Here is an 18,857-nt window from a genome sequence, read left to right as displayed (position 1 = left end):
CGAGGTCCGCGGTTCGCCGGGTGTGCCGCGAACGCGCGCCTCAAGTCCGCAACGATCGCGTACATCACCAGGATTACGGGAGCCTCAACACGATTGCAGGCGTGGTGATGCGGGAGAAGTCCTGGTGATGGCTCCCGAATCGCCGTGAAATCTCACACCGTGGACACCAGCGCCGGCCAAACGTCGCGCCGTCGCCAGACTCCCCCGTCCCCTGATAGCTGCCCGTTCTTCGGCCGCGTGCGCGCGGGTCAAGCGGTCCGCCTCGGCGCGAAGCGCCCCATAGGTCCGCTTGAGGCGCGCGTGCGCGGCGAAGAGAATGGGCAGCAGGGGGACGACCAACGTCGCAAACCCCCGGCCAACGCGGCGAAACTCCGGCGAACCCCGGCCACCAAGGCGCGCGTTCAACCGATCCGGCAACTCGGTGATCAAGACATGATCGACCCACGGATCGGGTCGGGCAGCCTCATTTCAGGCTCCTCTACTGCTTCCGTGCGTGGGTGAACCCCAGATCCGGTTGTGGGGACGCTGCCCGTCGCTGATACCCCCAACGCCACCGCGTTGATCTTGGAGTTGTTCGGCCATTTTGGGGTGAAATGTCCGATAGATGGCCGAACAACTCCAAGATCAACAGCAGCTGGGCGGCGAGGCTCATTTCAGGACGAGGTCGCCGGCGTAGTGGCAGGCGGCCAGGTGACCGGCGCCGAGCCGCCGTGGCTGGGGCACGTCCACGGCGCAGATGGAGGAGTCCCGGTGCGGGCAGCGGGTGTGGAACGGGCACCCGGGCGGCGGGTCGGCCGGATCGGGGAGGTCGTCCGCGAGCCGGATCCGCGCACCCTGGCTCCGACGGTGCGGGTCGGGCTGCGGGACGGCGGACAAGAGGGCGGCGGTGTAGGGATGACCCGGCTCGGTGAACAGCGACCGGGTGCCGGCCTGTTCGACGATCTTGCCCAGGTACATCACCGCGACGCGGTCGCAGAGACTCTCGACGACGGAGAGGTCGTGCGAGATGAACAGATAGGTGAGCCGGTACTCGTCCTGCAGATCCCGGAGCAGGTTGAGGATCTGCGCGCGGACCGAGACGTCGAGCGCGGAGACGGCCTCGTCGGCGACGACCAGCCGCGGGCGGGTGATCAGGGCGCGGGCGATGCTGACGCGCTGGCGTTCGCCACCGGAGAAGGCATGGGGATAGCGGCGCATGTACTCCGGGCGCAGGCCGACCCGGCGCAGCATGTCCGCGACCTGATCCTGGATGCTCGAATCGCTCGTGTCGGCGCGGCGGATCCTCGTGAGGGGTTCACCGATGAGCTGGAGGAGGGTCTTGCGCGGGTTGAGTGACCCGAACGGGTCCTGGAAGATCACCCTGACCTGCCCGCGATACGGACGCAGCTGGGCGCTGGTGAGCTGGGCCAGGTCGACGGCGGGCCCGCCCTCGGCGTCGCGGTAGAGAATCCGCCCGCCGGTCGGGTCGAGCGCCCTGGCGATGCACCGGCCAAGAGTGGTCTTGCCGCAGCCTGACTCACCGACCAGTCCCACGGTCTCGCCCTGCCGGATCTCCAGGTCCACGTCGTCGACGGCGCGGACGTGTCCCACGGTGCGACCCAGAATGCCCTTCTTGACCGGGAAGTACATCCGCAGACCCTGCACCGACAGCAACGGCTCGCCGCTCGGCGCCGGCGCGGGCGCCGCGGGCGCCGGGACGGCGCGCGTGACGGCCGGCGCCACCACTGCCGCGGGGACACGGGACGGCGGCGGCGGTGCCGCCACCTCGGCGTCCAGGAGGTGGCAGGCCGCGCTTCGCCGGTCGCCGAGAGTCAGCTCGGGCGGCGAGATGGTGTCGCACAGACCGGGGATCATGCTGGGGCAGCGTGGGTGGAAGGCGCAGCCGGCCGGCCGGTTGCCCGGGTGCGGCACCATTCCGGAGATCGCGTTGAGCCGCCCGCCGGCCGAGAGGCCCGCCGTGGGCATCGACTCCAGCAGGGCGACCGTGTACGGATGCTGCGGCCGATCGAAGATGTCGAAGACACTGCCGCGCTCCACGACCCGGCCCAGGTACATGACGGCGACCTCGTCGGCGATCTCGGCGACCACCCCGAGGTCGTGCGTGACGAAGATCATCGCCATGCCGGTCTGGTCCTTCAGCTCCCGGAGGAGGTCGAGGATCCGCGCCTGAGTGGTGACGTCCAGCGCCGTCGTCGGCTCGTCGGCGATCAGCAGGCCCGGGTCACAGGCCAGCGCGATGGCGATCATCGCCCGTTGGCACATGCCGCCGGAGAGCTGGAACGGGTAGGCGTCGAACCGCTTCTCCGGCTGCGGGATGCCGACGCGGGCGAGCTGCGCGATGGCTCGCTCCCGCGCCTCGGCTGCGGACAGCGGCAGATGCAATCGCATCGCCTGCGTCAGCTGGTTGCCGATGGTGTACATGGGCGACAGCGACGCCATCGGCTCCTGGAACACCATGCCGATCTGCCCGCCGCGGACCCGTCGCATCGCCGCTGCACGAGGATCCAGAGCGGCGAGGTCGAGCGGCTCCGTGGGCGGGCTGGGCCGCCACCAGATGTGGCCGCTCTCGATCCGTCCCGGTGGGTCGACCAGCCCGAGCACCGACCGCGCCGTGACCGACTTCCCGCAGCCGGATTCGCCCACCACACACACCGTCTTGCCGTGCGGCACCGTCAGGCTGACGCCGTCGACGGCCTTGACCACGCCCTCGTCCGTGTGGAAGTGGGTCGCCAGCTCGTCGATGACCAACAGGTCCGACTCGGGAACGTGGGCGTCGGCGATCGTCGGCGTTGCCCTCACGTGCGACGTCATGTCGGTCCCCTCATCGTCGGTACGGGTCGGCCGCGTCGCGCAGGCCGTCCCCGAGGAAGTTGAGTGCCAGGACGGCGGTCACGACCGCGAGACCCGGGAGCAGCAGCCATGGCGCGGTCGAGATCACGCGGATCTGCTGCGCCTCCTGCAGCAACACACCCCACGAGACGACCGGCGCCTGGAGGCCGAGGCCGAGGAAGGACAGCGCCGTCTCCGCGAGGATCATCGCCGGGATGGACAGCGTCAGCGTGGCGATCAGGTGGCTGGTGAAGGAGGGCAGCATGTGCCGGAAGATGACGCCGGGCCGACCAACGCCGTCGAGCTTCGCGGCCGTGACGAAGTCCTCCTCGCGCAGCGACAGGAACCGGCCGCGCACCTCGCGCGCCAGGCCGGTCCAGGCGACGAACGACAGCACCACCGTGATCGCGAAGTATCGCGTCAACGGCCCCCAGTCGCGGGGTACCGCGGCCGCCAGGCCGAGCCACAACGGCAAGGTCGGCAGCGACATGAAGAACTCCACCACCCGCTGGATGACGGTGTCGGTCTTCCCGCCGACGTAACCGGACACGCCGCCGAGGAGGATGCCGAGCACGAACGCCACCGACACACCGATCAGGCCGACGGACATCGAGATACGCGTTCCGTGGATGATGCGGGACAGCTGGTCGCGGCCCAGCCGGTCCGCTCCCAGCAGATGGACCGGCGGCGCGTCGGGGTCGGCTGTCCCGAACAGGTGGATGTCGGTCTCGAACAGGCCGAACAGCCGGTAGGTCTCACCCTCGGCGAACAGCCGCACCGGGATCCGCGTCGCCTCGTCGACGGCGTACCTCAGCTCCAGCGTCTCCGGATCGCGCTCGGCGCGATACCCGTGGACGTAGAGCCCCCAGTCCCAGCCGTCACCGCTGGTGTCCACGATCCGAAGAGTCTGGGGCGGCGCGTACGTGTGCTCGGACTCGAAGGTGCCCGACCCGTACGGTGCCAGGAAGTCCGCGAAGACGGCGACGAAGTAGAACAGCGCGGTCACGATCAGCCCGGCCATGGCCAGCCGGTGCCGGCGGAACCGCCACCACATCAGCTTCCACTGGGACGCGACCGAGACCGCCTCCGGCTCCACGGCGAGGTGCGCACCGTCGGGAGCCGGATCGGCGGCCACACCGGGCCGCTCGGGCGGGGAGTCGGGCTGCAGCATTCCGCGTCACCTACCGGTACCGGAGACGGACTCGGGGGTCGAGCCAGGCCAGGGCGATGTCGGAGATCAACGTCCCGATCACGGTCAGCGCGCTCAGGATCAGGATGATCGACCCCGCGAGATACATGTCCTGGCTCTGCAGCGCACCCAGCAGCAACGGCCCGACCGTGTCGAGGTTGATCACCGTCGCGACGATCACCTCGCCGCCCACCAGGCCGGGCAGCAGCCAGCCGATGGTGGAGAAGAACGGGTTCATGGCCACGCGCAGCGGATACTTGACGAGCAGCCGCCTCTCGGGCAGTCCCTGGGCGCGCGCGGCGACGACGTACGGCTTGCGCAGCTCGTCGAGCAGGTTCGCCCGCAGGATGCGGATCAGTCCGGCCGTGCCGGCGGTGCCCAGGACGACGACGGCGATGGCGAGCGTGACCGCGTTGGGCCGGCCGACCGACAGCCCGAAGGTGCTGAAGGCGATCCACATCAGCAGCAGCGCCAGCAGGAAGTTGGGCGTGGCCAGGCCGAGCAGACCGAGCGTCGTGGCCAGGTAGTCACCGATCGAGTACTGCTTCACGGCCGAGTAGATGCCGATGGGCAGCGCCACCAGCCAGGTGAACAACAGGGTCGCTCCGGCCAGCGCCACGGTCAGGGGCAGCCGGTCGGCGAGCAGCGTCGATACCGGGCGCCCCCACTCGAAGGACTGGCCGAAGTCGAGGTCGGAGACGATCCCGGAGATCCACTTCCAGTACTGGACGTGGAACGGCTCACCGAGTCCGTAGCGGGCTCGCAACGCTTCCAGCTGCACGTTGTCGACCGTCTCGCCCTGCGCCTCCATCTCGGAGGTCAGCGCGGTCAGGTAGTCGCCCGGAGGCAGCTGGATGATGGCGAACGACACGACCGAGATCAGGAAGAGCGTCGGGACCATGTACAGCAGCCGGCGGCCCAGGAAGCTCAGCATCGCTGCTCCAGGTCGATGACGTGCAACTCGCTGGGCTCGCCCGCTCGTCCCGGGGCCCGCTGAGCGTACACGGACAGCACCTGCTCGTCCCGCCAGCGGTGTTCGTCGATGCGCGGCTCGCCGACGAACGCGACCTCGGACCGTTGGACCGCATGCCAGGTCTCCCAGCCGTCCGCCGCCGCGGCGGTGGCGACGTGCAGCGGTCCGCCGGTGTCGAGACCGTGGTAATCGGGCCGGTCGGGCTTGGTGAAGACCAGCACGAGGTTGTCGTCGGCATCGGCGACGAGCGACGGCTTGCGGCCGGCGAACGGCAGCTCCTGGTGCCGCCAGCGGCCCTCGTCGTCACGCCAGTAGTGCACGTAACGCCAGGTGCTCAGATCCGTGGACGCAGTCGGCTCGTCGAGAGACCGCTGCCACAGCACGACGTGGACCCGGCCGCGGCTGTCGACCGTCTGCGTCACCTGGTTCATCAGTCCCCATCCGTGCGGAAGAGCCCGCACGGTGACCCGGGGCGAGGCGAGATGCATGGGTGCTCGCCCGGTGACGCCGATCGAGGCGCCGTCGTTGTTCCGCCAGGTGCGGCCCTCGTCGTCGCTGTAGGCGTATTGCAGGTCGTGGTTGCTGAGCAGCCCAGGGTCCTCCCGCCACAGCCACGTGGTGTGCAGGCGGCCGCCGGGGCCGAAGTCGAAGCCGTTGTGGTAGGCCGAACGCGAGGGGCTGTCGCCGAATCGTCCACGGCGGCTGACGAACTCGCCGTCGACCGACCAGCCACCGCGCTCGGGACGGTACCGCGCGAGATGGCTGTCGCCGTCGCCGCTCCCGCCGATGCGGTAGTACAGCAGCAGGCCGCCGCCGGGTGTCGTGACGAAGTTGGGGTAGGTCAGGCGATCGAGGGTGTGGCCAGGGATCAGCTCGGACGTCGTGGCACCGAACAGGCCGGCCGACCAGTCGGCCCGCGCCGGCGACGTCGCCGCCCCGAGCTCGGAGACGCGGTAGTGCAGCGGGCTCACGTGGTGGTCGAAGGCCAGGTGAATGGTGCCGTCGGCCGGGCAGATGCCGATCACCGGCACGTTGTGCACATCGGCGTGGTCGATCGTGTAGTCGTCGAACGGGACGCTCTGCCACGGCCCGTCCGGGAGTTCTCGGCGCGCCACGCAGACCCGCCGCTTGTGGTCGACGTAGGTCGCGTACTGCCAGCCGCCGAACGTGACCACCGCGTCGATCTGGAACGTCTGACCGTTGAAACACGTACCGAACTGGCCGCGCGCCAGGTTCAACGCGTGGGGTTCCAGAATCGAGTCCCTCATCAGCCTCAGCTCCGAACGCGGCAACGGCAGGACAATGTAGCGAGGTGCGGCCCGACGTCGGTGGTCAGGAGTCGGCGATGAAGTACTGCTCCGGATTGGTGGGCCCAGGACTCGGATACTGCGTGCCGGTCTCGATGAGCGAACTCGGCACGTTCTTGAAGGTGTTCTTCACGATGCAGTAGTCCCCGACGGGCAACACCGTGCCGATCGCGTAGAACTCCTCCTTGGCGATGCGGAGGATCTCGCGGAAGATCTCCGTCTGCCGATCCCGGTCGATGGACTCGATCAGGTCCCGGTAGAGCGACATCTGCTCCTTCACCGGCTCGGGCGGCTCCTCGCTCACCTCCGCCTTACCGACGAACCAGTTCGCCCAGGGGATCGCGTAATCGGAGAAGATGTTGTTCGACGGGAAGTAGCACCGCGGGTCCAGCATCGCGTCCTTCAGGCCGGCGCTGCCGAACCAGACGGCGGCGTCGTGCTCGTTGGCTTCTTTGCGGGTGAGCAGCAGTGATCGGTCTTCGCTCTCGGTCCGCATGTCGATGCCGACCTCCGCCCAATACACCTTGATCAGTTCGAGCGAGTCGATCCATGCCGGCTCATGGTTGGACACCTCGACCGAGAAGCGAATGCGTTCCCCGTCGGGCCGGAGCCGGAAACCGTCGCCGTCGCGTTGGCTGTAACCGGCCCGGTCCAACCGGCGGTTCGCCTCGTCGGGGTCGTACTCGGTGTACTGCTTCGCCAGCTCTTCGTCGTAGAACTCGGCCTCCTTGCGCGGCGCGATCTGCCACGGCTCGCCCTGGTCCTGGTACACCGCGGCGATGAGCTCTTCCCGGTCGATCGCGTGCGACAGGCCGATCCGGAAGTCCTTGCTCTGGAAGACCTCACGCAGGGCCGGGTCCTTGTGGGTCAGGTTCAACGAGATCATCATCTGGTTCATCGTCGAACGGACCAGATCGTGGAAGTCGTAGCCGCCGGTCTCGCGGTTCTGCGCGAGCACCGGCTTGTTCGTGAGGTTGTTGATGTGCCGCATGTGCATGTCGAGCTCGCCGTTCGTGGCACGCAGCAGGATGGTCTGCTCGTCGTTCACGATGTCGAAGACCACGCGGTCGATGTACGGCAGCTGGCGGCCGTCGGGGTCGACCTTCCAGTAGTAGGGATTGCGTTCGGCCATCACCCGCTGACCGTCGCCCAGCGGCTGTACGACCACCCAGGGTGTCAGCACCGGACGCTCCGGGTTGCCCCATACGTCGGCCTTCGCGTCGAACAGCGCGACCCAGTCGGCATGTCCTTCGTCCGCCGCGAGCTGGGCGACGTCGGGGTTGTAGGTCGGATGGAACTGCTCCAGATAGTGTCGTGGGCCGGCCACGAAGGAGCCGCCCGAGGCGAGGTACTGCTCGAGCAGGCCGTTCGGGGCCGCGAACTCCATCACGACGGTGTACTGGTCGGCTTTGCTCACGACCGCCGGAGTGCCGTCGGCGGTGGTCAGTTCCGTGGGAACGACGATGGTCGGATAGCTCTCGTTCAGCAGGACGTCGTTGTACCAGAAGACGACGTCGTCAGCGGTGAGCGGGGCGCCGTCGGACCACTTCATGCCCGCACGGAGCGTGACCGTGAAGCGGCGGCCGTCGTCGGTGGCCTCGACGGACTCGGCGACGTTCGGCTGTGGAACGGTGAAGTCCATGTCCCACCGCATCAGCTGGTCGTAGCCGATCGTGCGATCGAGCCACGCCGAGTCGGCCGCGCCGAGGATGGCGGTCCTCCACTGGCCTCCGTACACGCCGATCTGCTCCACCGGCTCGACCACGAGCGGCCGTTCGGGCAGCCGCTCGGCCAGTGGTGGCAGCTCGCCAGCGGTGACCCGCTCCGAGAGCATCGGCGCCTCCAGCGGCTGGTCCGACGGCGCCGACATACCGCCGCGCGGCTCTCCGTCGTCGCCACCGGAGCACGCCGCCACCGCCGTGACCAGGATGGTGGCTCCACCGGCCTGCAACAACTGACGCCTGGAGATCTCCAACCCCGCGCCGGCGACGCGCTCGCGTGGCTTCATCAGCGACTCCTTCCAGATCTGGCCGAATGTCGTGACGTCGACCGTCCCGGTGACGCCGCTGACGGCGGGAGTGCCGGCTGAGTCGAGTGTTGCCATGGTGTTACGGCGACACGTTCAAGTCCAGACAATGTTCGTGATGCTGATCATCAGAGTTCTTGATGCGAGTCACGGCGCTAGTCGAGGCGGGTCAGGCCCGGCGGACGCGGACTCTCCCGGATGAAGGCCAGCAGCGCCCTGGCCGCCGGTGAGTGCGTCCGGCCGCGCAGCCACCACACGGCGACGTCCCGGTACGCGACGGCGGAGTCGATGTCGCGGATGTCCAGGCCGTCGGTGGCCGAGACGTTGAGCGAGAGTTCGTTCGTGACGCCGACGCCCAGTCCGTGCCGCACCAGTTCGATCAACGACTGGGGCTGGGTGACCTCGTAGGCGAGCTCGGGATAGCGCCCGAGGTGATGCCAGAGCGGATGATCGGGACTGGCCAGCTCGCCGTGGCCGGTCATGATCAGTTCGTGCTCGGCCAACGCCTCCAACGGCAGTGCACCGGCCTGTTCGGCCAGCGGATGCGCCGGGTGGAGCACGACTTGGTAGCGCTCCCGCCACAGCGGCTTGCTGCTGAACGTCGCCTCGGAGAGGGGCGGCGTCGTCGGCCGCAGCATCAGCTCGATCTGGCCGGACAGGGCGGCCCGGGCGAGGTCGTCGGCCCGCGCTTCCAGCAGCTGGACGGTGACGCCCGGATACTGCGCGTGGAAGCTCTCGAGCAGATCGGGGACGTAGCCGGCCGTCGCGCTGGCGTAGGCGCCGAGCGTGACCGTTCCCCGTCGCAGCCCGAGAACCTCCGCCACGCTGCCTCGGGCCGCCTCGACCTCGCGGGCCAGAGCGCGCGCGTGCGGCAGGAAGGCCATCCCCGCCTGCGTCAGTTCGACCGGGCGGCGATTGCGGTGCAGCAGCGACGCGCCGAGCTCACGCTCGAGCGCCGCGACGTGGTTGCTGACGGTCGGCTGTGAGCAGTGCAGCAGTTCCGCCGCTCTGCCGAACCCCCGATTGTCGACGATCGCCAGGAAGGTCGTCACCCAGTGCAGCTCCATCGGCGTCCCACCCTTCCATCAGGATTCCTGATGATCAGTATCACTATTATCGCCTGGACTTGACCATGTCGCTGATCCACGATGTCAGGAAGTTGGGCCGCCGAATCATCTGAAGACGGCAGCTCGAAGGCGAGCCCCGGCCCGTTCCGAACTGACCTGTGAAGGGGACGTCGCGTGACTTTGATCAGCCACATCGAGGCGGCAACGGCGGTCGTGCCGCTTCCCAGGCCGGTGGCGTTCTCCGGCCGGACGGTGAGCGACCGGTGCTACACGTTGGTCCGGGTGACCGGTGACGACGGCGTCAGCGGGATCGGCTTCTGCTATCCGGGGCACCGCGCCGGCAACCTCGCGACGTCGGCCGTCACCGATCTGCTCGGACCGGTGCTCATCGGCTCCGACGCCCATCACGTCGAGGACAGCTGGGCGCGGATGTACCAGGAGAGCCTCCTCCATGGTCGAGCCGGCTCGGTGATGCGCGCCCTGTCCGCGCTCGACATCGCGCTCTGGGACCGCAACGCGCGGGCCGCGGGGCTCCCCCTGCACAAGTACCTGGGCGGACGCGCCGACCAGGTACCCGCCTATGCCAGCGGCGGCTACTACCTCGACGGCAAGGGCCCGGACGATCTCGCGGAGGAGATGCTCGGATACGTCGAGGCCGGCTTCCGCGCCGTCAAGATGAAGGTCGGCCGGCTGGACCCCGGAGAGGACGCCAAGCGGCTGGCCGCCGTCCGCGAGGCGGTCGGCCCGGACGTCCTGGTGATGCTCGACGCCAACAACGCGTTCCGTGACCTGGCCGAGGCCGTCCGCGCGTTGCGGGCGTGGGAGCCGTACGACCCGTACTGGATCGAGGAGCCCTTCGGCCCCGACGACCTGAGCAGCCACGCACGGCTGGCGCAGTCGACGTCCGTTCTGGTGGCGACGGGCGAGATCGAGGCCGGTCGGTGGCGGTTCAAGTCGGCGATGGACGCTGCCGCCGCCGTCATCCTGCAGACCGACGCCGCGGTCTGCGGCGGCATCACCGAGTTCCGCAAGATCGCGACGATGGCGGACTCCTATGGCATCACCGTGTCGCCGCACTGGTTCCATGACCTTCACGCACCGCTGGTCGGTGCCCTTCCGAACACGCGCTACGTCGAGTACTTCCCCACCGCGGATGTCGCGAACTTCCGGCTGATCATCGATCGCCAACTGCCCGTCGACCGCGGTGTGCTGCACCTTCACGACCGGCCCGGGCTGGGCTTCGACTATGCCGAGGAATCGTTGAGCGGCTACCTGGTCGAGCCCTGGCGCCGGATCTCCACCACCGTTTAGCGGCGCAGGTATTCGCGTCGTCGTCATGGCGAGCTGCGGGGGATTCGTCTGCTGATCGCGGTCCAGATGAACGGAAGTTCCTCGAGGAGGAGGAATCATGACACCCCACCAGCACCCGGACACCCACCGTTCACCGGTTCTCGGACGTCGCCGCCTGCTGGGTCTTGCGGCGGCCGGTGCGGGCGCCGCCATGCTCGGGGCACCGGCGGCAGCCGCCGGCGTCGACCGCCGGCGCGGCCGCATCAAGCCCACCATCGGAGGCGGATCGCTCGAGCGGCCCGCGACGGGACCGGGCCCGGCGTTCAGAGTGGCCGCGGCCGACATGGTCCTGGTGAAGAACTGGGACTTCGGCCACGCGGGAACGATCACCGGCATCAGTTCCATGAACCAGCAGTTCCAGTACCACGACCAGTTCGGCACGATCGGGAACGGCACCAACTACGGTGCTGTCATCGTGGCACCGGATGCCGCCAACGCCCTGCCCGGGCAGCCGATCCAGGACCCGAACAACCCCGTCCGCACCTTCCACCCCTACTCGATGCGCACGTATCTGGTGCCTCTGAACGGCGCGACGACGGTCAGCCCGACCCAGCACAATGCCGGCTCGGGGTCCTTCCAGGCCAAGTGGACCGCTCCGAACGGCGGATCGCTGCTCGGCCGCGACCTGCTCTGGGAGACACGGGTCCGCTACGTCACGCCGCCGTACTTCTGGTTCGCGATCTGGACGTGCGGCAACATCTGGCAGCGCGGCGCGGAGATCGACGTCGTCGAGTCGTTCGGATACGACAACGGCGGGGGCTACACCAACTACGACGGCCGCTACTGGCACAGCGGGGTGATCGGCGGAACGAACTCCGTCTATTACCACGCCGACTGGGGCGCGGCGATGGCCTCGCGCGGCATCACCTCGTTCGACGGCAGCCAGTACCACGTCTGGCAATGCCTCTACAAAGCCGACGACACCTACGAGATCTACGTGGACGGGATCCTCGTGCAATGGGGCGTCATCCACTGGACGGTGGGTGGAGCCCAGGGCGCCGAGCCGATCAACATGAGCTTCATCTTCGACGGCGGCTGGGGCCACACGAAGGTGGCGTCCGTCAACCACCCACTGCCCGCGTCGGAGCTGCAGGGTAAGTACTACGAGTGGGATTACAGCCGGATCTACATGAGCGCCTGACGGGCCGGGCGCGCCATCGATCCCACTGACCGCGACCGCGTTCCCGACAAGAGACTGGACGGTATTCGATGCCCTTCTCGCTCGGAATCCTCGGCTCTGGACAGTTCGCCGGATCGTTGGCGCGCCTGTTCCGGCTGCACCCGGAGATCTCAGAGGTCTATGCGACCGACCTGATCCCAGAGCGGGCCAAGCGCCTGGCCGAGGTGGCCGGCCTTGCCGGGACCATGGCGACGTATGACGAGCTGCTCCGCTCCCCCGTCGACGCGGTCGCCATCTTCACGCAACGGTGGACTCACGGGCCACTCGTCGTGCGGGCGTTGAACGCGGGGAAACACGTGTTCTCGGCGGTGCCGATGGCCGTCACCGCCGAGGAGATCGCCGAGATCATCGACGCCGTGCGCGCCACCGGCCTCACCTACATGATGGGCGAGACCAGCTACTACAACCCGGCGACGGTGTTCGCCCGGCAGAAGCTGGCGGACGGGGCGTTCGGTCGCGTCTTCTACGCCGAGGGCGACTACGTCCACGACATGGACCTCGGGTTCTACGAGGCGTACCAGTACAGCGGTGGCGACGGCTGGAAGGCGACGGCGAGCTATCCGCCGATGCTGTACCCGACGCATGCGGTGGGTGGTGTGCTGGGCGCCATACCCACGCATGCGGTGAGCGTGAGCTGCATCGGTGTTCCGGACACGCGTGGTGACGGCGTGTTCGATCGCGACGTCAGCATGTTCGACAACGACGTGTCGAACGCGACGGCGCTGTTCGAGCTGGCCGACGGTGGCGCGATGCGGACGAACGAGATGCGGCGGGTGGGCTATCCGTCCTACCTGCGCGAGTCCCGGTTCCGCTTCTTCGGCACCGAAGGGAGCTTCGAGCAGCTGGCCACCGTCAGCGTGTGGCAGGACAAGACGGGCGTCACCGATGTCTCCGAGCTGCTGGAGACGCGCCCGACGCTGCCGGCGGACGCGCCGGAGCTCGCCGGGCTGGACCCGGATCTCGTCGCGGCGTTCGTGTCCGGGCACGCCAAGATCCACGATCACGCCCGGTTGCCGGAGGCATTCGCCGGTGCGTCGAACGGGCACGAAGGGAGCCACCAGTTCCTCGTCGACGACTTCGCCCGCTCGGTGGCGACGGGCGCGCTGCCACCGGTCAACGCCTGGGCGGCGGCCCGCTACACGCTGCCCGGGATCGTCGCCCACGAGTCGGCCCGCCGCGACGGCGAGCGGCTGCGGATCGACGACTTCGGCGCCCCGCCGGCTAGTCATCCGATGTCGTCGGGCCGGCCATAGCCCCAGCAACGGTCGCCCTGGCTCGACGCCCCGCACCGACGACATCGAGGAGACCTCCGGCCCCCTCTCATCGCCGGTCTGCCGGGCCCTCCTGGTCCCCGCCGGCGGGCGTCACCACACGCCACCGCGGTAGGACGGATCGGCGAACGCACCGCCCTGCACAATCGGCGCGGGATCGTCCGGCGTGAACCGGCCGGCGAACGCCTCCGCGTCGTCGCGGGGAACGTAGCCGATGACGGCCGCGTCGTCGTTGTCCCACCAGCCGCGCGTGTTGGCCGAGACTCCGTAGACGACCGCGAACCCGACGCCGGCAGCCAGCACCGAACGCCGGAGCAGCTCCACTCCGTCGCGGTGACTCAACCACGCGCTGAGCTGGCGGACGTCCTCCGGCTCCGGCCGGAAGCAGCCGATGCGCAGGCTGACCACCTCCAGACCCCACTTGTCGTGGTACAGCCGCGCCAGAGCCTCACCGAAGACCTTGCTGACCCCGTAGTAGCTGTCCGGCCGCACCGGATCGGCCGGGCCGACGCGCTGAGTCACCGGATAGAAGCCGATGGCGTGATGCGAACTGGCATACACGACTCTGCGCACCCCGGCCCGCCGCGCCGCCTCGAAGACGGCGTAGGTGCCCTCGATGTTGCTCTCCAGGATGTCGGCCCACGGAGCCTCGTCGGCGACCGCCGCGAGATGGATCATGACATCCACGCCGCGCATCGCCTCAGTCATGGCGTCGAGATCGCTGAGCCGGCCATTGACGATTTCCTCGTGCGCGTGGAGCACGGGCACCTCCTCGCGCACGAAGAGGACCACGCGCTCGAACTCACCGGCCAGGCCCGCGCGAAGCACCGTTCCCATGCGGCCGGCGGCTCCGGTGTAGAGAACGCTCGTCATCGGCCCTCCTCCTCGGCGACAGCGACCGCGAGGTCGACCGTCAAGATCGAGCTGGTGTCGGACTCGGTGACATAGACCTGCCCGGTGCGGTCGATGCAGACGTTCGTCGTCGCCCGCCCACCAGGCGCCTCCAACGCGACCCTGGGTATGCCTCGCTCGTCGTACACCCACACGACACCCATGCCGAGATGCGCGACGAGCAGCGTCCCGTCGTCCGCCAGGGCGATCCCGTCCGGGCCGATCCCGCCCGACAGCTGGACGAACCGGCCGACCTTTCTGGGTCCGGCCGGCCCATACGGCACCCGCCAGATCGCGTTGTCGCGGGTCACAGCCAGGTAGATCGCGCCGCGCGCCTCGTCGAGCGCCAGCCCGTTGGGGCTGGGTATGGCATCCAGCACGGTCTCGAGCCGGCCGTCGGGATGGAACCGATAGAGCTTGCCCGATGGGTCGTGCAGCCCGGTGTCGCCCTGGTCCGTCACGTAGATCGAGCCGTCGGAGCCGACGACGAGATCGTTCAGTCCGCGAAAGGCCCGGCCGTCGTCGCCGTCGAGCAGCACCCGCAACCGCGGCGCCGCGCTGCGCACCTCCTCGACCACGACCAGACCGCGCCGGAAGTCCGCCACGGCCAACGTGTCGTCGTTCAGCCACGCCAGCCCGTTCGGTGCTCCGTCGTACTCCAGCAGCACCGAGAACTCTCCGTCCGCCGTCATGCGGAGGATCCGTCCCCACGCCACGTCGACCAGGTAGAGCCCGCCGGCGCCGTCGGGAACGGGACCCTCGAGAAAGCACAACGGCGCGTCGACGCCGCGCTCCATCCGCGCCCAGGGCGAAATGCGTCCGGCCACCTCCATCGTGGCCGGAACTCGCCCGGCAACCCGCAACGGATGGATTCTCGGAACGGAAAGCGAGGCGATCACGAGCGCCCGGAATTCTGGGCGCGGACCGGATTCAGCAACGGAAGCAAACCGTCGACCCGAGCCTCAGCCACAACGCCGGGCTGAATGACACCGGCACCGGGTGTTCCGGTGGAGATGAGATCGCCGGGAAAGAACGGCATCATCTGACTGTGAAAACTGATCAATTCGGCTGGTCGATGGGTCATGTTCGCCACGACATTCCGCCGCACCGGCCTACCGTCCACGTATGTGGATATCTCGACGTCGCTCAGCTCGCGACCGTCCAGGAACTCGTCCATCGTGACGATTTCCGGGCCGAAGGAGAAGAACGTCGGGAAGTTCTTCGACCGGGTGAGGTAGCGCGGGTTGAGGGCGAGGATGTCCTCGGCCGTCTGGTCCAGCACGGCGCACACACCGAAGACGTGATCGATGGCATCGGCCCTGCTGACCTCGGTTGTCGTGCGGCCGATGACCAAGCCGAGCTCGGCCTCAGCCGTGGTGCGCGCGCTCTGCCGCGGGATGACGATGTCGTCTCCTGGGCCGATGATGGTGTGGTGACCCTTGATGAACGACGCGGGTTGCTCGGGCGTCTCCTCATGCAAGTCGGCGGCGTGGTCGCCGTAGTTGAGTCCGATGCCCCAGACTTTGTACGGCCGCCGGTACGGCGCCCGATAGACGGCATCGACCGCCGGGATGAGCCGATCGTCCGGTAGCGCCTCGGCACGATCCGCCAATTCCTTCAGCTCGTCCGCGCCGCGCTGCTGCTCGATGAGCACGAGCAGGTCGCCGGACAATGCCGGATCGAGCCGATCCAATGGCGCCCATTGGTTGTCATGGCAAGCGACAGCGGCTTGCTCGTGGCCATCGATATCGATCGTGGCGAAGCGCAATGTACGTCTCCTCGGGCAATCGGCGACTTCGCTCCAGAATACGGCTGAACGGCCCGGAATGACAGTCTCATAATGCGCTGACGAAAGGACGACCGGCGACTACGGCCGATCGGCGGCCACGTCGCCGAGGCGGCGCTCGAGGTAGCGCCGCTCGGGCTCGGTGCGGGCGACGGCGACGGCCTCGCGGTAGGCGGCGGCCGATTCGCGTCGCCGTCCGGCCCGGCGCAGCAGGTCGGCGCGGACGGCGGGCAGCAGCGGGTAGTCCGCCAGCTCGTCTCCGCGCTCGTCGACGGCGGCCAGCCCGGCCTCCGGACCGTCGCGGAAGCCGACCGCGACCGCCCGGTTCAGCGCGATCACCGGCGACGGGCGCAGCGCCAGCAGCGCGTCATAGGCGATGACGATGCGGGCCCAGTCGGTCGCGCCCGCGTCGGCGGCGGTCGCGTGCAGCCCGGCGATCTCGGCCTGCAGCCGGTAGTAGCCCGGCGGCCGGCCGGTCGCCCGGGCGGCGGCGAGCGCGGCCAGCCCGGCATCGATCTGATCGTGGTCCCACCGTGCGCGGTCCTGGTCCTCCAGCGTGACCAGCTCGCCGCCGGCGTCGGCTCGGGCGGCCCGGCGGGCGTTTTGCAGGAGCAGCAGGGCGTGCAGGCCGAGCGCCTCGTCGTCGTCTGGGAGCAGCTGCGCGACCAGCCCGGCCAGCTGCACCGCCTCGGCGGCGAGGTCGTCGCGGAACGGCTCGCCCTCGGTCGGCGCATAGCCCTCGGTGAAGATCAGGTAGACGACGGCGAGGACGGCGGCCGTGCGCTCGGCCAGCCGGTGCGGCGCGGGCACCCGGAAGCCGATGCCGGCGTGCTCGATCTTGTTCTTCGTACGCAGCAGCCGCTGGCCCATCGTCGCCTCGCTGACCAGGAACGCCCGGGCGATCTGCCGTGTCGACAGCCCGGCCACCGACTTCAGCGTCAGCGCCACGCGGCCGGCCATCGGCAACGCCGGGTGGCAGCAGGTGAACAGCAGCTTCAGCCGGTCGTCGCCGTACGGGCCGGGATCGTCGCCGGTGAGGTCGCGGGCGAGCTCGGCCAACGCCTGCGCCTCCCGCAGCTTCGTCCGCTCCTTCTGCCGACGGCGTAGCACATCGATCGCGCGCCGCCGGGCGGTCGTCGTCAGCCACGCGCTGGGGTTGTCCGGGATGCCGTCGACGGGCCAGCGTTCCAGCGCCCGTTCGACGGCGTCCTGGAGGCAGTCCTCGGCCAGGTCCCAGTCGCCGGTGACCTGGATCAGCGAGGCGACGATACGCAGCCGTTGCGCGGCCACCGCGTCGGCGACGGCCGCCGCTGCGCGGGCGTCCGTCATTCGTCGTCGAGCGGCCAGAACGGCCTGAGCTCGAGCCGGCCGGTGTACGCCATCGGGTGCTTCGCCGCGACCTCGATCGCCTGGTCGAGGTCCTCACACTCGAGGATGTCGAAGCCCGCGATCCATTCCGTGGTCTCGGCGAACGGGCCGTCGGTGACCAGCAGCTCGCCACCCCGCACCCGCAATGTCGTCGCGTCGCTGACCGGACGCAGCCGGTCGCCGGTGATCCGCAGGCCCTTGCCGTTGACGTACTCGAGCCACTCGTCGATGTCGGGGGCGGCCGCGACGTCGGCCTCGGTGTGGTCCGGGTCACAGGCAACGAACAGCAGGTACTTCATGGGACTCTCCTTCGCTGGATGGGGTCATCTTCGCGGTACGCCCGCACGACGAACGGGACATCCGCGATCCGACACACCTCGCGAAGAAAGCTTCGCGCTCAGCCGGGCGCGAAGTCGATCCGCATCACGGCGCGGCGCTTGCTGGGGTGGCTGACCTGCGTGAGCCCGGCCTCCTCGAACACCTGCCGGGCGCCGACATGCAGCTCGCCCCAGGTGATCTCCTTACCCGCCTCGGTGATCATCGAGTACGCCTCCAGCGCCCGGGCGCCGCGGTCGCGCGCGTAGCCGACGGTGGCCGCGGCGAGGTGGTAGGTCAGGCCGCGGCCGCGGTAGCCGCGGCGGACGATAGTGCAGGTGACGGCCCAGACGCTGGCGTCGTCGCGGTCCTCGTCGCGGCCTTTCCAGGGCACCGGGCTGCTGCCCGTGATCAGCTTCGGGTAGGCTGTACGTGGCTCGACGGCGACCCAGCCGGCCGGGTCGCCGTCGACGTAGGCGACCAGCCCGCTGGTCCGCTCCGCGTCCGGCTCGTCGCAGTGGGTCTGCTCCTGCTGTAGCTCGACGCGCTCGTCGAACGTGGTGTCGCGCCAGAACCAGCCGTCGATCTTGAACCGCTGGCAGCGGCACCGCGCCGCGTAGTCGGCCGTCCCGAAGACCAGCGTCAGGTCGTGCCACGACGCCTGGTTGGCCGGGACGACCGTCACCTGGTCGGCGCGGATCGGTTCCTTCGCGGTCACGGCTTCGGCTGCGGCGGGTCCTCGCCCACGAGGCCGTCGATGTTCTCGCGGAGCAGATCGGCGTGCCCGGTGTGGCGGATGTAGTGCTCGACCGCGTCCACGAGGACCCGCCGGAGGTTCGGGTGGTCGCCGGTCTCCGTCGTGAAGATCGACGGCTGGTCGAGGCCGCCGGTCGCCAGCACTCTGGCCCACGCGGCGCGGGAGCGTTCCACCGAGGCGCGCCAGAGCGTGTACAGCTCTTCGGGCGTGTCGTCGGCGGCCGAGTGCCAGTCCCACTCGGGGTCGGCCTCGAAGTTCTCCTGCTTCCACGGCTCGGGCATGGGGTCGCCGGTGAGGTACTCGGCGATGCGCAGGTCCTCGCAGAGCGCGACGTGCTTGAGCAGCCCGCCGAGCGTCATGGTCGACGGCGGCAGCCGCTTGCTGAGAGCGTCCACGTCCAGGCCACCGCACTTCCAGGTGAACTGCGCCCGGGCGCGATCGAGGGCGAACATCAGCATCTCGACCTCGTCGCCCGCCTTCGACTCCTCGATCACGGTCATGTCCTGTAGGTCCATGGAAAGGCACGCTAGAGTTTGTTCCGGACGTTC

The 18,857-nt window shown here is 69.1% G+C and carries 16 protein-coding genes; 3 read left to right on the top strand and 13 right to left on the bottom strand.

The window, feature by feature from the left end; all coding sequences use genetic code 11:
• Window positions 1-648: 648 nt before the first annotated feature.
• The 6 genes from E1262_RS31330 to E1262_RS15660 all read right to left on the bottom strand — a co-directional run bounded on the left by E1262_RS31330 (window position 649) and on the right by E1262_RS15660 (window position 9,391).
• Window positions 649-2,811: an ABC transporter ATP-binding protein gene (locus tag E1262_RS31330; RefSeq protein WP_132104079.1), complete on the bottom strand. Its 2,163-nt coding sequence runs from the start codon at window positions 2,809-2,811 to the stop codon at window positions 649-651.
• Between the two features lie 10 nt (window positions 2,812-2,821).
• A complete protein-coding gene (locus tag E1262_RS15680; protein ID WP_132104078.1) occupies window positions 2,822-4,000 on the bottom strand; it encodes an ABC transporter permease in 1,179 nt (392 codons plus the stop codon).
• A gap of 10 nt (window positions 4,001-4,010) precedes the next feature.
• Entirely contained in the window at window positions 4,011-4,952 is a 942-nt protein-coding gene (locus E1262_RS15675) for an ABC transporter permease (protein WP_132104077.1), read from the bottom strand.
• Complete coding sequence (locus E1262_RS15670; protein ID WP_132104076.1) at window positions 4,946-6,259, bottom strand: BNR repeat-containing protein; 1,314 nt, start codon at window positions 6,257-6,259, stop codon at window positions 4,946-4,948. Before E1262_RS15670 ends, E1262_RS15675 begins: the two co-directional genes overlap by 7 nt.
• Before the next feature lie 64 nt (window positions 6,260-6,323).
• The gene (locus E1262_RS15665) at window positions 6,324-8,402 is read right to left on the bottom strand and encodes an ABC transporter substrate-binding protein (RefSeq protein ID WP_203453912.1); all 2,079 of its coding nucleotides are present in this window, start codon (window positions 8,400-8,402) and stop codon (window positions 6,324-6,326) included.
• Between the two features lie 77 nt (window positions 8,403-8,479).
• Window positions 8,480-9,391, bottom strand: a complete 912-nt coding sequence (locus E1262_RS15660; RefSeq protein ID WP_132104075.1) for a LysR family transcriptional regulator — start codon at window positions 9,389-9,391, stop codon at window positions 8,480-8,482.
• A 174-nt stretch (window positions 9,392-9,565) separates the two neighbouring features.
• On the opposite strand from E1262_RS15660, the gene E1262_RS15655 reads away from it, so the two are divergent.
• From E1262_RS15655 to E1262_RS15645, 3 genes are all read left to right on the top strand, one after another.
• Entirely contained in the window at window positions 9,566-10,702 is a 1,137-nt protein-coding gene (locus E1262_RS15655) for a mandelate racemase/muconate lactonizing enzyme family protein (RefSeq protein WP_132104074.1), read from the top strand.
• A 97-nt stretch (window positions 10,703-10,799) separates the two neighbouring features.
• Complete coding sequence (locus E1262_RS15650; RefSeq protein WP_132104073.1) at window positions 10,800-11,882, top strand: LamG domain-containing protein; 1,083 nt, start codon at window positions 10,800-10,802, stop codon at window positions 11,880-11,882.
• A 68-nt stretch (window positions 11,883-11,950) separates the two neighbouring features.
• Complete coding sequence (locus E1262_RS15645; RefSeq protein ID WP_132104072.1) at window positions 11,951-13,174, top strand: Gfo/Idh/MocA family protein; 1,224 nt, start codon at window positions 11,951-11,953, stop codon at window positions 13,172-13,174.
• 111 nt (window positions 13,175-13,285) lie between these two features.
• On the opposite strand, the gene E1262_RS15640 is transcribed toward E1262_RS15645, so the two are convergent.
• From E1262_RS15640 to E1262_RS15610, 7 genes are all read right to left on the bottom strand, one after another.
• On the bottom strand, window positions 13,286-14,065 hold the full coding sequence (locus E1262_RS15640; protein ID WP_132104071.1) for an NAD-dependent epimerase/dehydratase family protein: 780 nt from the start codon (window positions 14,063-14,065) through the stop codon (window positions 13,286-13,288).
• Window positions 14,062-14,910 (bottom strand): SMP-30/gluconolactonase/LRE family protein, encoded by an 849-nt coding sequence (locus E1262_RS15635; protein ID WP_162605928.1) that lies wholly within the window; start codon window positions 14,908-14,910, stop codon window positions 14,062-14,064. Before E1262_RS15635 ends, E1262_RS15640 begins: the two co-directional genes overlap by 4 nt.
• 68 nt (window positions 14,911-14,978) lie before the next feature.
• Window positions 14,979-15,851 (bottom strand): fumarylacetoacetate hydrolase family protein, encoded by an 873-nt coding sequence (locus E1262_RS15630; RefSeq protein ID WP_132104069.1) that lies wholly within the window; start codon window positions 15,849-15,851, stop codon window positions 14,979-14,981.
• Between the two features lie 99 nt (window positions 15,852-15,950).
• The gene (locus tag E1262_RS15625; RefSeq protein WP_132104068.1) at window positions 15,951-17,198 is read right to left on the bottom strand and encodes an RNA polymerase sigma factor; all 1,248 of its coding nucleotides are present in this window, start codon (window positions 17,196-17,198) and stop codon (window positions 15,951-15,953) included.
• Complete coding sequence (locus tag E1262_RS15620; RefSeq protein WP_132104067.1) at window positions 17,195-17,536, bottom strand: YciI family protein; 342 nt, start codon at window positions 17,534-17,536, stop codon at window positions 17,195-17,197. Before E1262_RS15620 ends, E1262_RS15625 begins: the two co-directional genes overlap by 4 nt.
• A gap of 98 nt (window positions 17,537-17,634) precedes the next feature.
• Complete coding sequence (locus E1262_RS15615) at window positions 17,635-18,270, bottom strand: GNAT family N-acetyltransferase (RefSeq protein WP_203453911.1); 636 nt, start codon at window positions 18,268-18,270, stop codon at window positions 17,635-17,637.
• Window positions 18,267-18,824, bottom strand: a complete 558-nt coding sequence (locus E1262_RS15610) for a mycothiol transferase (RefSeq protein WP_132104066.1) — start codon at window positions 18,822-18,824, stop codon at window positions 18,267-18,269. The genes E1262_RS15615 and E1262_RS15610 overlap by 4 nt, the downstream gene beginning before the upstream one ends.
• Window positions 18,825-18,857 lie beyond the last annotated feature (33 nt).

The sequence above is a fragment of the Jiangella aurantiaca genome, assembly GCF_004349105.1.
Lineage (GTDB): Bacteria > Actinomycetota > Actinomycetes > Jiangellales > Jiangellaceae > Jiangella > Jiangella aurantiaca.
The sequence above is the reverse complement of the archived record's forward strand: the minus strand, read 5'-3'. Positions and strand labels throughout refer to the sequence as shown.